Source organism: Alteromonas sp. ABV2_168 (assembly GCF_056161165.1).
Map to the genome: position 1 here is coordinate 383,006 of NZ_JBSWYQ010000001.1, position 18,253 is coordinate 401,258.

15 protein-coding genes are annotated in these 18,253 nt (G+C 49.4%); 8 read left to right on the top strand and 7 right to left on the bottom strand.

From position 1 onward, the window contains the following. The first annotated feature begins 363 nt into the window (after nucleotides 1-363). The 3 genes from ACXAH4_RS01745 to ACXAH4_RS01755 all read left to right on the top strand — a co-directional run bounded on the left by ACXAH4_RS01745 (nucleotide 364) and on the right by ACXAH4_RS01755 (nucleotide 6,515). On the top strand, nucleotides 364-2,457 hold the full coding sequence (locus ACXAH4_RS01745) for a TonB-dependent receptor (RefSeq protein ID WP_474880447.1): 2,094 nt from the start codon (nucleotides 364-366) through the stop codon (nucleotides 2,455-2,457). A 313-nt stretch (nucleotides 2,458-2,770) separates the two neighbouring features. Continuing rightward, a complete protein-coding gene (locus tag ACXAH4_RS01750) occupies nucleotides 2,771-4,063 on the top strand; it encodes an NAD(P)/FAD-dependent oxidoreductase (RefSeq protein WP_474841785.1) in 1,293 nt (430 codons plus the stop codon). A 118-nt stretch (nucleotides 4,064-4,181) separates the two neighbouring features. Beyond that, nucleotides 4,182-6,515 (top strand): glycosyltransferase family 61 protein, encoded by a 2,334-nt coding sequence (locus ACXAH4_RS01755; RefSeq protein ID WP_474880449.1) that lies wholly within the window; start codon nucleotides 4,182-4,184, stop codon nucleotides 6,513-6,515. Between the two features lie 93 nt (nucleotides 6,516-6,608). Here ACXAH4_RS01755 and ACXAH4_RS01760 read toward each other — a convergent pair whose 3' ends face one another. The 4 genes from ACXAH4_RS01760 to ACXAH4_RS01775 all read right to left on the bottom strand — a co-directional run bounded on the left by ACXAH4_RS01760 (nucleotide 6,609) and on the right by ACXAH4_RS01775 (nucleotide 12,083). Next, nucleotides 6,609-8,114 carry a S10 family peptidase gene (locus ACXAH4_RS01760; RefSeq protein WP_474880452.1) on the bottom strand — a complete coding sequence of 502 codons (1,506 nt, stop codon included), beginning with the start codon at nucleotides 8,112-8,114 and terminating at the stop codon, nucleotides 6,609-6,611. A 139-nt stretch (nucleotides 8,115-8,253) separates the two neighbouring features. Then, nucleotides 8,254-8,667, bottom strand: a complete 414-nt coding sequence (gene arfB, locus ACXAH4_RS01765) for an alternative ribosome rescue aminoacyl-tRNA hydrolase ArfB (RefSeq protein WP_474842383.1) — start codon at nucleotides 8,665-8,667, stop codon at nucleotides 8,254-8,256. A 5-nt stretch (nucleotides 8,668-8,672) separates the two neighbouring features. Continuing rightward, on the bottom strand, nucleotides 8,673-9,539 hold the full coding sequence (locus tag ACXAH4_RS01770; RefSeq protein ID WP_474880454.1) for a DUF2608 domain-containing protein: 867 nt from the start codon (nucleotides 9,537-9,539) through the stop codon (nucleotides 8,673-8,675). A gap of 150 nt (nucleotides 9,540-9,689) precedes the next feature. After that, a complete protein-coding gene (locus tag ACXAH4_RS01775; RefSeq protein ID WP_474880456.1) occupies nucleotides 9,690-12,083 on the bottom strand; it encodes a TonB-dependent receptor in 2,394 nt (797 codons plus the stop codon). A gap of 260 nt (nucleotides 12,084-12,343) precedes the next feature. On the opposite strand from ACXAH4_RS01775, the gene ACXAH4_RS01780 reads away from it, so the two are divergent. From ACXAH4_RS01780 to ACXAH4_RS01795, 4 genes are all read left to right on the top strand, one after another. After that, nucleotides 12,344-12,643: a hypothetical protein gene (locus ACXAH4_RS01780; protein ID WP_474841775.1), complete on the top strand. Its 300-nt coding sequence runs from the start codon at nucleotides 12,344-12,346 to the stop codon at nucleotides 12,641-12,643. Nucleotides 12,644-12,700: 57 nt separating this feature from the next. Beyond that, nucleotides 12,701-13,261, top strand: a complete 561-nt coding sequence (locus ACXAH4_RS01785; protein ID WP_119502926.1) for a CBS domain-containing protein — start codon at nucleotides 12,701-12,703, stop codon at nucleotides 13,259-13,261. 89 nt (nucleotides 13,262-13,350) lie between these two features. Next, entirely contained in the window at nucleotides 13,351-13,800 is a 450-nt protein-coding gene (locus ACXAH4_RS01790) for a hypothetical protein (RefSeq protein WP_474841772.1), read from the top strand. Nucleotides 13,801-13,907: 107 nt separating this feature from the next. Then, nucleotides 13,908-14,336 (top strand): hypothetical protein, encoded by a 429-nt coding sequence (locus ACXAH4_RS01795; protein WP_119502924.1) that lies wholly within the window; start codon nucleotides 13,908-13,910, stop codon nucleotides 14,334-14,336. Nucleotides 14,337-14,348: 12 nt separating this feature from the next. Here ACXAH4_RS01795 and ACXAH4_RS01800 read toward each other — a convergent pair whose 3' ends face one another. Together ACXAH4_RS01800 and ACXAH4_RS01805 are read right to left on the bottom strand one after the other, a co-directional pair. After that, nucleotides 14,349-15,134 (bottom strand): siderophore-interacting protein, encoded by a 786-nt coding sequence (locus ACXAH4_RS01800; protein ID WP_474841769.1) that lies wholly within the window; start codon nucleotides 15,132-15,134, stop codon nucleotides 14,349-14,351. Between the two features lie 341 nt (nucleotides 15,135-15,475). Continuing rightward, nucleotides 15,476-16,036: a BON domain-containing protein gene (locus ACXAH4_RS01805; RefSeq protein ID WP_303572199.1), complete on the bottom strand. Its 561-nt coding sequence runs from the start codon at nucleotides 16,034-16,036 to the stop codon at nucleotides 15,476-15,478. Between the two features lie 301 nt (nucleotides 16,037-16,337). Here ACXAH4_RS01805 and ACXAH4_RS01810 point away from each other — a divergent pair, with 301 nt between their 5' ends. Next, nucleotides 16,338-17,465 (top strand): hypothetical protein, encoded by a 1,128-nt coding sequence (locus ACXAH4_RS01810; RefSeq protein WP_474880458.1) that lies wholly within the window; start codon nucleotides 16,338-16,340, stop codon nucleotides 17,463-17,465. Here the strand turns inward: ACXAH4_RS01810 and ACXAH4_RS01815 are convergent. Beyond that, nucleotides 17,457-18,188 (bottom strand): MauE/DoxX family redox-associated membrane protein, encoded by a 732-nt coding sequence (locus ACXAH4_RS01815; protein WP_474841765.1) that lies wholly within the window; start codon nucleotides 18,186-18,188, stop codon nucleotides 17,457-17,459. The genes ACXAH4_RS01810 and ACXAH4_RS01815 overlap by 9 nt on opposite strands. Between the last annotated feature and the right edge of the window lie 65 nt (nucleotides 18,189-18,253).

Here is an 18,253-nt window from a genome sequence, read left to right on the forward strand (position 1 = left end):
CCTATCTTCTGATTGTTTAGTTTTCGTATAGGCGGAGCAACAATTCACATCGATCCCGGGTTACTCATGCCCATTGTCCGCTGATTCGTTGCCAGCGAACTTTTTTGATGTTTCGAGTATTGTTGTCAGGGGCAAAATTGGAAACTCGTCGATAGGGTGGAATCCGTTACACTTTAGTCCGCCAGTGAAATGCATCCGAAGGAGTAGTTCCAAAGTAGTAGTTATGTCAGTGGCTTCCGGGGGGACTGCAAAGTAGCAGGACAAAATGCCATAAAGTGCCCGTGAGACGGGCTTCTCCGGCTGAATTTTTCCACCTACTATGAGACTGATTCATAGTGTCAGAACACCATGTATGAGAGAGTTATGACCGCAAGATATTCCTTCACATCACGGCTTACCGTGCTTGCTCAGGCCGTACTGTTTGCCGCAACGGTCTCACCGGCAATCGCTGCAGAGAGCGAGTCTTCCATTGAACGCATTACCACCACGGCAACCCGCACAGAGACCTCAGCCTTCAGACAGCCTTTTTCCGTCAGTGCGGTGGATGAGAACGCTCTGACACTTCTTTCTGCCACCCATATTGAAGAAGCCCTGAACCAGATTGCCGGTGCGCAATTACAACGGGGTAACGGACAGGAATATCTGCCGGCATTACGTTCACCGGTATTTTCAGGCGCTGGCGCCTGTGGCGGGTTGCTTACCGCTGAAGACGGTATTCCGTTAAGAGCCGCTGGCTTTTGTAACATTAACGAGCTGTTTGAAGCTCACAGCGAAATGGCGCAGCGCATCGAAGTACTAAAAGGGCCCGGTTCTGTATTGTACGGCTCTAACGCCGTACATGGCGTGATTAACGTGATCACGCCTGATACTACCCGTGGCGGTGGTATGACGGGTGTTGATTACGGCTCTTACGGATACAGCCGTTATAAATTACGTTCCGGCTATGATGCCGGAAACACCGGGGCAGGCATCAACGCCAGTGTGACCCGTGATACGGGATACCGGGTTGATGAAGGCGTCGATCAGGAAAAAGTAAACTTACGACATCGCTATGACGGTAAGGCTTTTTCGGTCAATTCCGGTCTCACCTATACTAATCTGGAGCAGGACACCGCCGGCTACATCAGCGGTACAGACAGTTATAAAGACAAGGCGCTGGCACAGGGGAATGAAAACCCCGAAGCTTACCGCAATGCGCGGTCGTTAAGACTGTGGTCGAAAGTGTCTTTGTCGCTGGACAATGGTGACGATATCATTGTGACCCCGTTTGTGAGAGACCAGGACATGGACTTTCTCATGCACTTTTTGCCCGGTCAGCCGGTTGAACAAAATAGCCAGCGCGGCGCCGGTATACAGTCCCTCTGGCGGCACAGCATTTCTGACAATACAACCCTTCGCACCGGTATTGACGGTGAATTCACCGAAGGTAATTTACTGCAATATCAGGACGGCGCTACAACTGGCTCCGCGTTTCTGATAGAAACCATCCCGTCGGGTAAGCACTACGATTACAGCGTTGATGCTACAGTAGTTGCACCTTTCGCTATGGTGAACTGGGAATATGGCCGGTGGGCATGGTCGGCCGGTGCCCGTTACGAGCACATGCGCTACGATTATACCAACAACATGAACAGCGGCAGGGTGCGTGAAGACGGCACAGCATGCGGGATGGGCGGCTGTCGTTATACCCGCCCGGAAAGCCGTGAAGACACGTTCAGCAATTTCTCACCGAAACTCGGTGCAGCCTATTCGATAGATGATAATACGCTGGTTTATGCCAACATTTCACGTGGTTACCGTGCCCCCCAGGCGACTGAATTGTATCGCCTTCAGCGCGCTCAAACCGTTGCAGAGTTAAAGCCTGAAGTGGCCGACAATATTGAGCTTGGCCTGAAAGGAAAGGGCGGGTCGCTGCGCTACAATATTGCCGTATATCACATGGATAAAGACAACTTTATCTATCGCGACAGTGATTACTATTACGTTAACAATGGTAAAAGCCGTCACGTGGGCGCAGAGGCAGAACTGGAATGGCAAATGAACCCCGGGTGGGCGCTGATTGTGGCCGGAACCGTAGCAAAGCACACTTATCGCCATTCAGAACTTTCCGGTGATATTGATATTCGCGGCAATGATATGGATACCGCTCCCCGCCACGTCGCGAATACCCAATTGCGGTACACACCCACAGAAGCCATTACGGCGGAACTGGCATGGCAACACATGGGTAGTTACTACACTGACCCCGAAAACGCACATAAATATGACGGCCACGATGTGGTGGATTTACGGACAAGCTGGGACATTAATCCGGCACTGACGGTTTACGGCCGCATTAATAACCTGTTTGATGAAGCGTATGCAGAGCGGGCAGACTATACGTCGTTCAGCGGCGACCGTTATTTTCCCGGTCGTCCGAGAAACTATATGGTTAGTCTCGTTTATCGTTGGGAATAATCTTTCCAGCCGTATGTAGGGTGGTATCTGGCAATCTTGGTGCATCTGGCGCTTCTGGCCGGGGAGGGCGTTGATTCGAAGTACGTTTGGGGCGCGGATGGGGGGAGCGTTGATTTCTCAGAACCGTCAGCCGCAGGGAAGCGGCTGCCGAGGCCCCATGGATGGGTTTACGCCGTGTTCTGAAAATCAACGCTCCCCTCAGCCAGAAGCGCCATAAGTTTCCGCAGCACAGCCACCTGCAGTTTTTCGAGCTATTGGATGACACCGTCCTCAAGACATTCAATAGCTGGAAAAATTGCTTTAAGGAAACATTATGAAAAAGATCGTCGTTGTAGGCGGTGGTGCAGGAGGCCTGGAGCTGGTTACCCGGTTGAGTAAAAAGCTGGGCCGTAAAGGGTTGGCTGAGGTGATTCTGGTCGATCGCAGTAAAACTCACGTGTGGAAGCCATTACTTCACGAAGTCGCTGCGGGCGTTATCGATAAAAACTCAGACGGTGTTGATTACCGTATGCATGCGGTGCGCAACAAGTATCAATTCCAGCTTGGTAATATGCAACGTCTCGACAAAGAGAACAAACGCATTGTGTTAGACCCTCTCTATGACGAAGACGGGCATCAAATTCTGCCGGAGCGTACCATCGAATACGATTACCTCGTACTTTCCATGGGCAGTGTATGTAACGATTTTGGCACGCCGGGTGTGGCAGACCACTGTTATTTCCTCGACTCCCTGTCGCAGGCCGAGCGCTTTCACAAGGCACTGCTCAATCAATTGCTCAGAGTGAATCAATCCTGTACTGACCAGGAAGTTATTCATGTGGCCATTGTTGGTGGCGGTGCCACAGGCACAGAGCTGGCGGCACAACTTCACCACGTAGCCAATCTTGCCCGTGCTTACGGCATGCCGGAGATGTCTGCTGAACGTTTAAAAGTGTCTATTTTAGAAGCCGGCCCCCGTATTTTACCTGCGTTGCCCGAGCGTATCGCCGGGTCAGCGAAAAAAGCGCTGACAGACTTAGGTATCGACGTACTGGAAGGTGCCATGGTGTCTGAAGCCACAGAAAATGGCTTTAAAACTAAAGACGGTAAAGAAATCGATGCCGATTTGCTGGTGTGGTCAGCAGGGGTAAAAGCGCCGGATTTCCTTGTAGAGATGGATATTTTCGAAACTAACCGTGCCAACCAGATTCTGGTCAATGAACATCTGCAAAGCACCGTCGACAACGATATTTTTGTAATTGGCGACTGCTGTGGCTTTAAACAGAAAGATGGTTCCTGGGTGCCGCCACGTGCCCAGTCAGCCCATCAGATGGCCAGTGTGGCGGCGGCCAATATCATAAATATCTTTAAAGGCGCGCCCCTTAAAAACTATGAATATCGTGACTATGGTTCGCTGGTACACCTCAGTAAATACAGTACTGTGGGCAGTTTGATGGGCGCACTGGTTAACTCCAGTATGTTCATTGAAGGACGTCTGGCAAGGTTGGTGTATATCTCTTTGTACAACATGCACCAGTATTCAGTGCACGGGTGGTTTAAAGGCACAATGACCTTACTGGGCCGCAAAGTGAGTAACTTTGTGGGGCCGAAGTTGAAGCTGCATTGATAGTGAGATATGCCGGGTGAACCACCCGGCATTTTTTTATTATGTTTGAAGTCAGAGCATCCACCTCAAACAGGGATGTGCTAATATTGCGCCGTTCAAACCGGATAGAGCAGAAGTATTGAGTAAGCGCGTTATTTTTCATATTGGTCCTCCGAAAACAGGAAGTTCGGCGATCCAACATTTTCTTCATTCCCGTCGCGATACCCTTTCCCGTCTCGGGGTGGATTATCCGAAACACGACATAGACGGGAATGGTATCAGTTCAGGGAATGCCAGAGTTGTCTGTAGGGTTGATGAGCACGGGAAACTGGCGCTCGATGCGCAAAAACTGAAAGCTGTTATCAATAAATTTCACGCTTCGCCTGAGCATCAAATATTACTGTTCAGTTCAGAGTCCTTTTTCAGAATTGCCACAGACATTGTCGATGCGCTTCCCGATGTTGAGATCCTTTGCTTTATTCGTAATCCCATCGAGTATCAGCTCTCAATTTATAATCAGTCGGTGAAAAGACACGGCAATACGAAGCCCTTTAGCGCCGGCAGGAGATTGAATCTCGGGCAGTGGCAGCGATTGCAGAGTCTTCAGAAGCGGGTCAGTCCGTCCTGTTTTCACTGTTTCGCATTTAAGTTGCCTGAAGACAACGGAAGCATCATTCAGGACTTACTCGGTGTGCTGGATATTGATATGCCGGCAGACACAGGCCGGGGCGCGATTAACACTTCATACTCATATCCGGCACTGGAATTAAAACGCTGGTTAAATCAGTTTCCAATCTCTGCTGTTCAGGCTGAACTGGATGCTTATTTGCAGTCAGTCAGTGATGGCAAATCACGTTACCGTCTCATTGATGACAACCTGCTGGCAGACTATAAAAGCCAGTTGTCTTCGACTGCCTCCGGTTTCAGTTCGCTGCTTAGCGAACATGAGTGGGAATGGTTAGCCGGGGCGCATGAAAAAATTGAAGCTTTACCAGTGCGGGATCAGCAGGAGAACGGTTCTGTTGTCAGTGATATGCTGCAACAACTGAAGCAGGACAAGCCCGGTCTTTTCCGGTCTCTTGCATCTGTTATTTCTTCGGCGGAATCTGTTGAAGGAGACGCGCAGCTTAGAGCGCAGTTTCGCCTTAAAGGTATTCATTATGTGCTGGGAAAAGGAAAGATGCTTGCAGCCGGTACGGTTAAGCGCCTGAAAGACGCACTGTCGGGACGCAGTGCACTGGCTGGAATCAAACCGGTTAAAGGGAAGCTGGCCTGCGTGAAACGGGCAGAGATTATCAGACAAGGCCCGGGATCCAACCCGGGTATTGTCAAAGGCGGGATACGCTCTGCGCAGGAAGTACCTCAATTCGCCGCCCAGTTCCGTTGTTCCAATGCCCGCTCTGAGGATCCTGTTCCTCAAAACGTGACTGACGGGGAGTTTTTAGCTGCTCAGCCTGAAACACACGCGGTTAAGAAGGGAGAGTTCTTCTACGGCGGTCCGGTTTTCAGTAACTTCGGGCATTTTCTGGCAGAGTCGGTTCATCGTCTGGCACCGCTACAGCAGATAAGACAAAGTTACGGCGACATGCCGGTTATCTTCCTGCCGCAAAGGTTCAGACAAAAATCATTTATTAAAAAAGCGGTGTTGCCTCCCCGTTTTTACGAAGTTCTCGAATATCTTGGAGTAAGTAAAAAAAATATCGTCTTACCCGGTAAAAATATTCGTACGGAATCACTGTGGGTCTCACCCCAGCAGAGTTTTTTCCGCGCAAGGAACCCAGTTTCAGCGGAATATTTGTCTTTTTTAACTGCACGTGAAAAAGCATCGGGGGTGGTGGCGGATCCTTCTCTTCCAAAGCGTTTATACGTCAGCCGTGAATCGTTCCTCATGAGAGGGGCATTCGCCGGAGAAGGTTATCTTGCTGCGTTCATGGCGCGGCAGGGATTCACCATTTTTAAGCCTGAGAGCGCTGATATCGTGACTCAGCTGAAATACTACAAAAGCGCAGAAGAAATCGTATTTGCTGAAGGGGCAGCTTTGCATGTGCTCGAGCTGATGGGCGAAATCAATGCAAAAATTACTGTTCTGCAACGGCGTAATCAGACTGATGTGCTGTTCCGGCCATTATTAACTGCACGCTGTCAGGATGTCGCCTTTTTTGGTGAACTGGTTGAATTGCAGTCTTTGTATGTGCCGCCAAAGCAAAACAGTGCCGCACACGGCAGTGCGTTGTCATTTCTGGATGCAGATGCGCTGTCAGATTTTCTTGCGGAACGCCTTAAATGCAAAGCCCTTGATGTGCCTGCTTTAAGGCAGGCCACTGCAGAGGATGTGGTGCGTTACTACGGGCAGTATGCCTCTGCGCTGGCCACAAAGCCTGTGACTAAACAATATCTCAACCGCTTTGAGCAGAAGGTTAACGTGATGATAGGTGAGGGTAAGCTGGACCTTCCCGCTAACTGGAAAAACTGAGCTTGTAAACACTGCCAGTGACACTGGACAGGGATGCCCGGCGGTTTTTCGCCGGACATCTGAATCAACACATACAGGCAATCCCTGCGTTGATTAGGGATTGCCTTTCATGTCGTCATAAAAAGCGCTGATATCTTTCGCCAGCTTTTCCATGTCCGGCTTGTGCAGATACATCATATGGCCCGCTTCGTAGTTGTGTTTGATAACGCGACTGTTATCAATACCGTAACGGCCAAAGGTGTAATCGCCGTCAAACAGTGGTGTAGCGTAGTCATAGTAGCCACTGGCCAGCATCACTTTCATAGACGGATTAACCCGCATTCCCTCAGCCAGATCTGCAGAGGTATTGACTGTATGAGGTTCTCTGCCTGAATCGCGGTAGTAAACCCAGTTGCGGCCTACATCACGGTTGCTGACCAGGTAGTCTCTGTCCCAGGTCACTTTTAAATCATTCATCAGATAGTGTCTGAGTGCCGCATTGTAGGCACCGGAAACACCAGTGCTTGAGGCGTCATACTTGGGCGTGATGTCCAGATCGTCAATTTCATCAATGGTGTAGCGGGAGTCACTGCGGCCCAGTGCGATGCCCTGGTCTGCCAGTAACAATTTGCGCTGACGGGTTGCATCCACACGCAGGTTACCCCGCTTGATCAGCGTCTCATTCAATCCGGTAAAATAGGCAAGTTTTGCTGCGATTTTATCGAATTCTGCAGCAGGCAGGGCTGAGCCTTTAAACAGAGCCGGCAGGTATTCGTCAGTGGCAAACGCTTTTGCATCTTCCACCAGTTTTTCCAGTGAAATACTGTTCTTGTCTATTTTCCCGTGATACCAGGCGGTCGCTGCCATTGTTGGCAGGTAGGTCACAAATGAAATCATGTTGTCGGCCTCCGGGGTGCTGCCGGCGTAATCCAGTGCCTGGCTGATAAGAATAAGGCCGTTGATGCGCAGGGGACTTTTTCTGTCGTTAAGATACGGCAGCATGGCGGCGGCACGGGTGGTACCGTAACTCTCACCGGCGATAAACTTAGGTGAATTCCAGCGGTTGTTTTTCGCTATCCACTGCTTTACCACTGCACTGACGCTTTCAGCATCGGCAGCAATGCTCCAGAAATCTTTAGCCGTGCCTTCTCCGGCAAGCTGGCTGAAGCCTGTGCCGATGGGATCAATAAACACTAAATCGGTTTTATCCAGCGGGCTTAACGGGTTGTGAAGAATTTTGTAAGGCGCATTGCCTGCATCCTGCGCATCGCTGGGTACTTCCACATATTTAGGGCCGAAAATACCCATGTGCAGCCATACCGAAGATGAGCCCGGACCACCGTTAAAAACAAAGGTAACCGGCCGGTTTTCATCTGATTCTGCCACATAGGACGTTGTCACTGCATCGCCGGTCACGTCACCCTCTTTGTTAGTCAGGTGCATATTACTCACCGTCGCAGTGTATGAGACAGTTTTGCCGTTAAACTTACCTTTATGTTTGGTGACAAAGGACGTCAGTTCAGGGACTTTCGTCTTCGTGTTCTCAGCAGGTTTGTCTGCGGCGAAGACAGGAGAACACAGGCTTGCAGCCAGCATTCCGGCGAGGAAAAGTATTTTCATTGTTATATTCCGGTTGTTGAACCCGTGCCATACCGGCACAAAACAATAAGATAATCACAGCCGGAAACGGGCGTACAGGGGGAATCTTTATCTTTACCTGTGGGTGCGGCTAATTACAGTTGTGCAGCAGGGCAGGGGATCAAAAGTCCACTTTTTTGCGCATCTGTTTACGCTCACTTTGTTGTTTCTTAGAGGTTTCACGGCGCTGTTTAACGCCTTTACCGATGCGTGTCGGCCTGCGTTTTTTCTGCACTTTTGTCGCCTGAGCAATCCACTCAATCAGACGTGCCTGTGCGTCCTGCCGGTTTTGCTCCTGAGTGCGGAAGTTTTGCGCCTTAATCACAAACACGCCGTCAGACGTCAGCCGGGTGTCGGCCACCGACAACAAACGGGACTTTATATTGTCCGGCAGCGAGGAGGCATTCACATCAAAACGTAAATGAATAGCACTGCTCACCTTATTGACGTTCTGTCCCCCCGAACCCTGCGCGCGGATAGCCGTCATCTCCAATTCGGCTTCATCAATACGCAGGGACGGTGTGATTTCCAGCATTGCCATCAGTTCACCGTGAGACACAGACCATCTGAACGGCCCGGAAACACGTCCAGCAGGGTTTTATTCAGCTTATCGTAGTCTGCAGCCATTTTATCCGCCTGCGCTTGGGTGAGTACGCTACCGTGACGGGCAATTCTGGCATCTTCAACACTGGTGTAATAAATAATATCCATGTCTGTGTTGCCGTCTTTCCAGGCGGTATACATGTTGTCGATATTCTTGCGTGAATCGTCAATGAAAATCACGGCATCGAAATGTCTGCCGGTTTTATCCAGGATCCAGTGCAGCATTTTTCCTTTGTCCATGCCGGTGGTCATCATTACGCCCTGACTGTAAGTCAGCTCCCGGTCCATCTGGTGGCGGTATTCCGGCATGACGCCGTTTTCCAGCGTCAGAGCAGACTGACCAAGTTCGATGCCGTTACTTTTGAGTTCCCGTTCGGTCGCTGAGCGGTAGCGGGGATCCCGCGATGTCAGTGCCATCACCGTATTGCCCGCAAGCTGCCAGCTGGCCACAATTTCGGGTACCAGCGGGTCGGTGACTGTCATCGGGTTGAGTTCATATAACATGCCGATGGTATCTTCAAACAAACACGATACTTTCTGCGCCGGTGTGGGTTTTACATCCAGCTTTCCCCGTTGCCACTGATACCAGATATCGCCACCCAGGTCGGAGGCGCTGGTCAGCAGGGTATTATCAATATCCGACACAATCAGTACATTCGCCGCACCGTAGCGGGCATTCAGAGTTTCTACAGCCAGGTTAACTTCAGCGAAATCTGCTGTTTCCGTAATGGTCGCAGAGCCGGATACCGGGGGCGGTGGAGTGGCACTGCAGGCTGATAAGGTTGCCGCCACGATCAGTGGCATTAATGATGAGTAAATCCGTTGCTTCAACATGAAAAATAACAATTTAAAATGGCAAAGCCCATTACTTTATCAGGTTGTCTTCAGGAGTGAAAAGCCCCGGTAAAACAAATTTACCGGGGCTGTCTGTGTATTGCTTAGTGACAGGTGAGGTCAGAACACCCAACTGGCGAAAGCTGAGAACGTACGGGGCTGTCCGACGCCAACGAATTCTGTGGATTCCACATCGTCATAAATGCCTTCAAGCACTTCATCGGCTTCGCCATAGGTCCCGAAGGTTTCAAACTCTTTGTCGAACACGTTGTCTACGCGGAGGCCCAGTTCCAGCGACTCTGACAACTGCCAGGAAGCTGATACATCAACCAGCGTGTATCCTCCAAGCCTACGGTTTTCGTTAGCTTCATCGCCGCGGAAGTATTGTCCGCCGGTGTAGTTAACGGTAGCGCTCAGGGTAAGGTTTTCCATTGCCTGCCAGTCTGCATCAAATCCTGTCTGGAAAGCTGGCTGGCCCGGGATACGGTCACCGGCCTGAACCTGACGATTGCCGCCCAGCGGGTTCTGCGGACTGAAAGAAGTAAACTCAGACTCGAAAGTGGCTTTCAGGTAGCTCGCGCTGGCGCCCAGAGAAAGCGTGTCAAAGTGATAGCGGCCTGCAACTTCGGCACCCTGACGACGGGTATTGTCCACATTCACAAAGTAACCCACGGAAGGGCGGTCACCGGCTTGCTGGAAAATAATATCGTCTTCAGAGTCGCTGTGGTAAACCGCACCGGCCAGTTCCAGGTTATCTTCAGCCCATGCCAGGCGCAGCTCCAGAGTATCTGTGACAACCTGTTCCAGTGGTGGATCGGCCACAAAGCCGTTAGGCAGTTTACAGGGATCGTCTTCGTCCGCGCAGGACAGTTCTGCCGGGCTTGGCGTACGTGATGACTGACTGTAGCTGGCTGTTAGTGTGAGGGCATCCCGGTGGTACTGCACGCCAACGGAAGGATTAAACCGGTTAAACGTATGGTCGCCGTTCAGTGAGCCTTCGCCGGTTTCAACTTGATCCATCATCTTTATTTCAGAGCGGTTGAAGCGGCCAGAAACCCACACTTGCCATTCATCAGTCAGGGTAATGGTATCGCTTAACAGCAAATGATAGTGGGTGACATCAGTTCTCAGGAAAACCTCAGAACCGGCATCATAAACACCGATACCTGTTACGCCACGGGTATCTTCAGCGGTGTCGTTGGCCAGAATGGCAAACTCAGTGCGGCTGTTAAAATCAATGTTTGCTCTGTCTAAACCACCACCAAATACCCAGTTGTGAATGTTATCGCCGGCTTTGGTGCCACTCAGCTCAAAACTGGCACCGTAACTGCGATTTTGAGTGAGAGATGTATTGGCTGTGCCGTCCAGTTCATCAGGGTCTATATCGCTGATGTCTTCCAGAGGCACTTCCGGCAGATAACCAACGAACTGGACCGGCGTATCACCTTCTTCATCGTCATCGTCGTCATCGTCATCGACGGCGGCCTCTTCTGCCTCGTCATCATCATCGTCGTCTTCGTCACCTTCCTCGCAGAGCGTCTCGCCGAATTCGGTTTCACACTCTTCATAATCACTGTCATCACCGTTGTAGGTTTCAATTTCGTTTTCACGGTAATAAACGTTAACGGCAAGCTCAACGGAATCGCTGAGGTCCCATTCGTGATTCAGACTGACAAAGGTCAGGTTAGTCATTGTCTGGTCAGGGCGGGTGTAAATGGCGTCGCGGCCCTCAAAAGGAATGAGGTCTACCGGGATCGCTCCGTTACCAATCAGATCGTTGTCGGCAAGAGACAATGTTAATTGCGTACGGCTGTCTTTGGTCTGACGGCTCAGCGTACCAAATAATTGCTTTACTTCGCTGGGGGAGAAATCCCGCCAGCCATCTTCTTCATAAAAACTGGCATTGACGTAATAGCCCCACTCACCATTATTGCCGCCACTTTCAACGGTAGCGCCTTTCTGGCCGAAATTACCGCCCTGTACGGTGAGTTTGTTGTCTGTAAAGCTGAAGCCGGTTTTACTTCGCAGGGACAATGCGCCCCCCAGTGTGTTCTGGCCGAACAGCGGATTAGCACCGCTCACAATACTCACGCTGTCCAGCGCAGTCATGGGGACCAGATCCCAGTTTACCGTATCACCAAAAGGCTCATTAAAGCGGGTACCATTCAGATACACCGACAGACCCTGAGGTAGTCCCAGTAAAGGCGAAGCGGTAAAACCACGGTATTGCACATCGGGCTGAAAAGGGTTGTTCGTCACATCATTAATCGACACTGAAAGCAATTCGCTGTCCAGTAACCTTGCCAGTGACCCACCGTTGGCAAGATTAATATCTTTTGACCCCAGGGTGGCATTCACCTGTGAGTTATCGTCGTTGTAAGCAGATAACGGGGTCTGCCCTGTTACCTCAATTAATTCCTGCTCGTCCCAGTGTACCGTTGCGTGTGCTGTCAGTGGCAAAACTGAGCTTACGGTCAGTGCGATAAAGCTTCTTCTAAATGTTTTTTCAGTCATGGTGAGCATCCGGTTTTTTGTGCTTTCTCACAGGTTAGAGTAGACGCTGTTTACAGAAAATTAACTTATAGTGGTAACCGGAATGGTACTTTGGTAGCGAATACCCGACTAAAAATCAGGGTTATTCACCGGCGTTATGTTTTGCCGAAACGCGATGAGTATCCGATTATTGCGCTGAAGTGTAGTTTGAATTTTTGAAAATCATCGTATGTTTATAGTGTGGGCCGGTAATTTTTTGACTCACATCAATGGAGAACACGATGCGTTTTTGGGCTGTTGCACTATGGTTGCTTACTCTGCTACCCGTTTTGGGTGATAGCAGTGATGTTGCTATGGGCGCAAAATCAGCCGCAGTCATGTCAGCCAGTGACGGGCAGGTGCCTGAAGTTACTAAGAATACCGTCGCCGATGCCGAATCAGACAGTGGTAACGGTATTTTAAGTGCTGTTCGTAACGCCATCGTCATACAGCCGTTCAGCGAATATGCAGATATCCGGTTGATCCCTTTGCGGGGCCTCATTCAGGCCTACAGTATCAGAGGGCCACCGGTATTTTCCTGATGTTTATGTTCCCGCTATTGCGGGCCATCCATGATCAAATAAACAAAGGAAATTATCATGCACGTATTACCCTTATTCAAAACCGAAAATGTCGATAAACTCGCCTGGCCAGCAGCGCAAAACCGATTGACCCTGCAATCGCCTGCGAGTGCTGTTTTTACTGATTTCAAAGAGCACGTTCCGCTGGTAATCGATTACGATGCTAAAGCGACGGAACTGGAGCATCTGATGAAACAGTCCCATGTGAAAATGAAAATTGTGCTGGATAAGAACGACCAGTTCGCGGGTATCGTGACACTGGCTGACCTTACCGAGCAGCGTATCATGCAGAAAGTTGCCCTGGGCACGTCCCGCAGCGATCTTATCGCGGCGGACTTTATGCAGCCAAAGTCAGCCTTGCAGTCATTCGATTACGAACAGATCCAGCAGGCGACAGTGGAAGATATTATCGAAACACTGAAAGACAACGGCCAGCAGCATTGTCTGGTGATTGACCGCAAGGAACACGTGATTCGTGGCATTATAAGTGTGAGTGATATTGCCAGAGAGTTACGTCTTCCCCTTGATATACAAGCACAACCGTCATTCTCGGCGCTTTCCAGCGTCATTGCAGCCTGACACGGACCGGATAAACCGGCTGGCACAGATTACTGTGCCACCGGTTTTCTGGTATAATTCCGCCGTTTTCATCACCCTCAGTAAAAATTATGAAGTTTGTTCACGGTGAGTTCGATATAGCATTATCAGGCAATATCATGCTGACTCAGGCATACGGGCCCTGGAATGCTGAATGCGTGGTGGCATTTGGTGAAGCTTACCGGATTGAACGTCAGCTGTTAAAAGCAGACACATGGTCTGATATTGTGATACTGCGTGGCGAAAGCCTGCTTATTCCCGATGCTGAGCGTGTACTTGGTGTGCGGATAGCTGCGGTTGTGCCCTTAGGTTTGAAAAAAGTGGCTATCGTAACAGCTGAATCCTCAGTGAGCGTTACCGCGCGCATGCAGCTCACCAGAATGTATGACAGCCTTGACGTTGAGTACGATTTTTTCACAACGTATTCTGAAGCAAAGGCCTGGCTCGAAGACGCGGGCTTTTCAACGTCTGCGCAATCAGAACAGGTATTCTGTGCTCATCTTCCCGCTTCTGTGCTGTAATCCTCTCTATTTTCTTTTAAAAGCCCCCTTTACAGTAAAAATTCATAAACTGGAACGTTTCTCGCAGGTCACTGTTTAATATCAGTGAAAAATGAGGAGTGTCGGGTATGCATGCAATGGGAACGTCACCGGCAGTAGTGATGAAAGCCTATGTAATGGCTTATGAATCTATGGGCATGACACGTCTGGAAGCCGCGAATTTACTGGGTATTTCAGAAGTGGCTCTGGATCAGAGTTTGTATGTGGGGTTTGAGGAAACGTCGCAGGAGTGTGAAGTTCAGGTCGCTTTAATACGCCTGTACCATTTACTGTTTGCGTTGTCAGATGGCGACAGCCGGTTGATTTCTGAGTGGCTGAACCGCTTCAACTTTCATTTGAATGCCGTACCGGTAACGGTGTGTCACAACCTGGCAGGGATTTTATATCTCACAGATTATCTTGAGGATATGCGTGCAGGGGATGCTATGCCCTTCGTGGATATCAAAGGGCATATTCATGCGGCTAACGATACAGAGGAAGAACAGTATCATCGTTAGCCTGAAGGTTGGCTAGGCGCCGGCTTCGTATTCTTCCATATCTTTACGCTTATCCACCTTATGCTGGTCTTCAGACCGGCCTTCACGCCAGTAACTGCTGATATATAGCTGGTCGTGGGGGATACGTCTTTCTTTAGCCAGTAACTGCCGCAGTGCCCGCATATCTGAGAACTCACAGGCTACCCAGGCTGCCGGTGTACCCGGAAGCCAGCTTAGTGCTGCCACTTCATCTGCAAGACTGTTTGCACCGGTTACCCAAATTACGTTTACGCCGGCAGGTTTCTCCAGAGGTTGGATATCATCTGCGGTGGTAACCTTGATGACGGCATAACCCTGTGTTTGCGGCTCCAGTTTTTCCAGGTAGGTAGAAATGGCCGGAAGGGATGTCATATCGCCGGCGAATAATACCCAGTCGAAGCTGTCTGCCAGACCTTTGGAGCTGCCCGGTCCGCCTACACAAATTTGATCACCGGGTGCTGCACTTTTTGCCCAGTGTGAAGCCGGGCCGCTTGCCACGCCTTCACCATGCAGCGCCATGTCGATATCCATAGTGCCGTTGCTGCGATCCAGTTGACGGATGGTATACGTGCGAAGCTGCGCATCTTGTAAGGACGCCGGTGGCACTGACAAGGGATTACCATCAAAATCAAAAAGTAACTTAACGTATGCTGTTGTATCGATATCGGGATAAGCTTTCAGGGCATCGCCGGTCACGGTGATACGGCGCATGTGAGGAGTAATTGCAATGTTGTCTTTTACTGTGAGACAGGCGGGTTGTCTTGGCTGTCTTTTTTCCATACTTATTTTCTCTTCTATTAATTCACCACCATTTTAAATGAGAACAATTCTTAAAGACAACGCATTGTTACGAATGGTGGGTATCTGTATAACCGATAAAATAGAATGAAAAAAAAGCCGGAACACAAAGGTTCCGGCAAAAGACATTTAGGAATACACATGGAAACAAAACAATGAAAGCACTCTGTTGTTTTGTGATTTTAAATATAGGACTGACTGCTGCTTTATTCGACATGAAAAACTATATCTGCGTAGTATTCCCGATACCAAAAAAAGCTCCCGCCAAATGGCGGGAGAAAATCAGAGGTTTTGGTTAGGCCGGGAAAGGCCTGGAGGGGAGATTAACTGTCAACAGACAGTTCACTTTTAACGTCAACAACGTCATCAGTGTTCTTTGCAATGGCTATGATCAAATCGCGCTCTGTGAGCGATTCAACCTTGCCGGTAAGGGTTACAATCCCTCGTAAAGCATGGACATCAATGTCGTCGCCTGACAGTCCGGATTCCAGCAAAAGTTGTGTGCGTATCAACGACACCATTTGCGCATCCCTGACTCCATGGAGCAAGGTGACAAGGTCACCCTCCAGTAATGCAGGCTTTACAACATCCAACTTGTTTTCAACTGATACTACGCCATCCAGTGACGCCGCAACTTCCTGTGCGAGTTCCCTGTTAACTTCACTGTTAACTTTGCCGGTTAAAATAACCTGTCCCTTGCTCACATCCGTGCGAATATCCATCGTATCGAATTGACCACTAAACAAGAGTGCCGCTTCTACCTTGCCTGCAATTGCATCATCCGTCGCAGATTGCGTTGGCGAGGCTGAAATCCCTTCAGCAAGAAGTGACGTTGAGAACACAGTCATGACTGTCATTGTCAAAGCGGGAATTATCCGTTTCATACTCTGTTCTCCTGTTCGTTGTCTGTTGCAAACAATAATGCCAGTGGCGTGCCAGATTATACTTTTGTACTAAATATGATGTTATTGCACTGGTTTTTAAGGTTTTTTTATGGTGTTTAATCCGGTGTGATAAAAAGGAGGAGAATCCGTGTGGGAAAATTTTACCTGCCAGTGTGTCTATATTTTCATACACAAACTTAGATAACTGACTATGGTTAGAGGGGGAAACAAGTTATTACTTTATCCCTTTCCTGTCATTCAGTAAGCTGTGTTAAACAGTTTGCTGCCACGGAACCGGTTGGTGAAAAAATACGGAATAATACTGACACTTGCTTTAGTCATCCTTGCCGGTGTTGTCTTCTTTTTAAAACCTGATAAACCGGCTAATAGCACTGCCCTGCTTCCACAAACAAAAGTGATAAACACGCCTGCGGAAGAGCCGCAACCTCCGGTCACTGCTGAACAAGATGAAAGTACTGAAAAGCCGGAGCCTGTATTTGATAGTTTTCCTTCCTGTACGCGGTTGAGTCCCGACGACTACACGCTGATTGAAAAGAAAATAGAAGCCTTTTATGCAGAAAACCTCAGTTCAGAGAGTGAGCAATCACGCCTGACTGCACTCATGATGACCAGCTCTGAGGGTGAGGTTGCGATGAATGCCTGGCAATCATTTTTGTCTGAATATCCCCGTAATACAGATGCACTTCGGGAAACATTGCGACTTTGCAGTATGAACGGTTCCCACTCAGTATGTAACCGTACGCTTGTGCGTCAGGCACAAGAGGGTGGCCGTGATGATGGTGAAACCTGGCTGAACCTTGTGTTATTTCATATAAAGCAGAATGATCATGAGGCTGTACTGGCATCCCTTGAAAATATGGTGCAGGCCAAAAGCTATTCTAATCATTATGCACGGTTCGTCTCCCTGGCGCTGGATTCCGTGATAGCTGAGCAGGTGGCATCTCTTGAAGGTGCAGTGATTTATGCGATGGGTAAATGGGCCGCCGGTACGTACAAATATAATCTGCTCAAAACATGGTGCGGGAGCAGGGCTGACGAGCCAGCTGTTGCCAGTGCATGCATTGCGGCTGCAAAAGATATGGTGTCAAGAGCGCCACTAGAGTTAGAAAAATTAATTGGTCATGATATAGAGCTCGATATTTATACGAAGCAGGGCAACATGGCGATGGTTGATGCTGTCAGAGAAGAAATGGAAGCTGATGCAACACCGGAGAATCCGCGTCTTGCGGATGCTCTGGATTTGATGATGCATGACCATGCACTGTTTTATACCTGGCTTAATGCATTGCAGCAATCCAGTGAAGAAGACGCTATTTCAGCCCTGATAAAAGAGGCCGCTGATAAATCTGCTGACCCCTCCTATCAACCTTGTCGCACAGAGTCAGGCCCGCCTTCTGCTTCAGAGTAAAATCATCAACAGTGCGCCGAAAATCATGAACAGATTTTCAGACAAGGATACAAAGCCTAAGGGCACGTTGCTGTCACCGCCAACACAAGCGCATTTCAATTCACGCTTGTCCACGTAAACGGCTTTATAAACTGAAACCGCGCCTACCGACCCCATGAAAAGTGAAATGGGGGCAATCAGCCACACTGGCAACATCGCAATCATGCCTATGCCGGCGAAAGCTTCCAGAAAGGGGTAGAGGTAGGCGTAGCGTAAGTGCTTCATCGCCAGTAAATCATAGGTGATAAACGAGTTAGTAAAGCTGAAGAGGTCCCGTAACTTCTGTACCGCCAGTAAGGTCATGGAAAAGGCAATAAACAGCATAAGTGTACGAACACTGAAAAAGTGTGTCATCAGCAGGCTCTGTACGGCGAAAGCCAGTAATAATGCAACAGCAAAAATCACCAGAACCGGTGTGTAGGTTGTACCGGATTGCGGCGTGTCGCCTTTGCCGAAGTATGCCTGCAAATCATCATAGCCGCCAATACGCTGACCATCGATGAAGGTTTGCGGCGTGGTTTTTACATCATGCTTCTGCTTAAATTTATCGGTTTCTTCCCGCGAGGTCAGTTTGTGGTCTTCAATATGAAACCCTTCCCGCTCAAGTAAATCTTTTGAGCGCAGGCCGAAAGGACAAATATGCTTGTCCGTAACCATGCGATAGAGCTGTGCAACTTTTGCCATGTATCCTCCCTTGTTCAATGAGCAGTTTTCAAAAGGCGATCCGGTCGGGATTCAGTACTGCTACG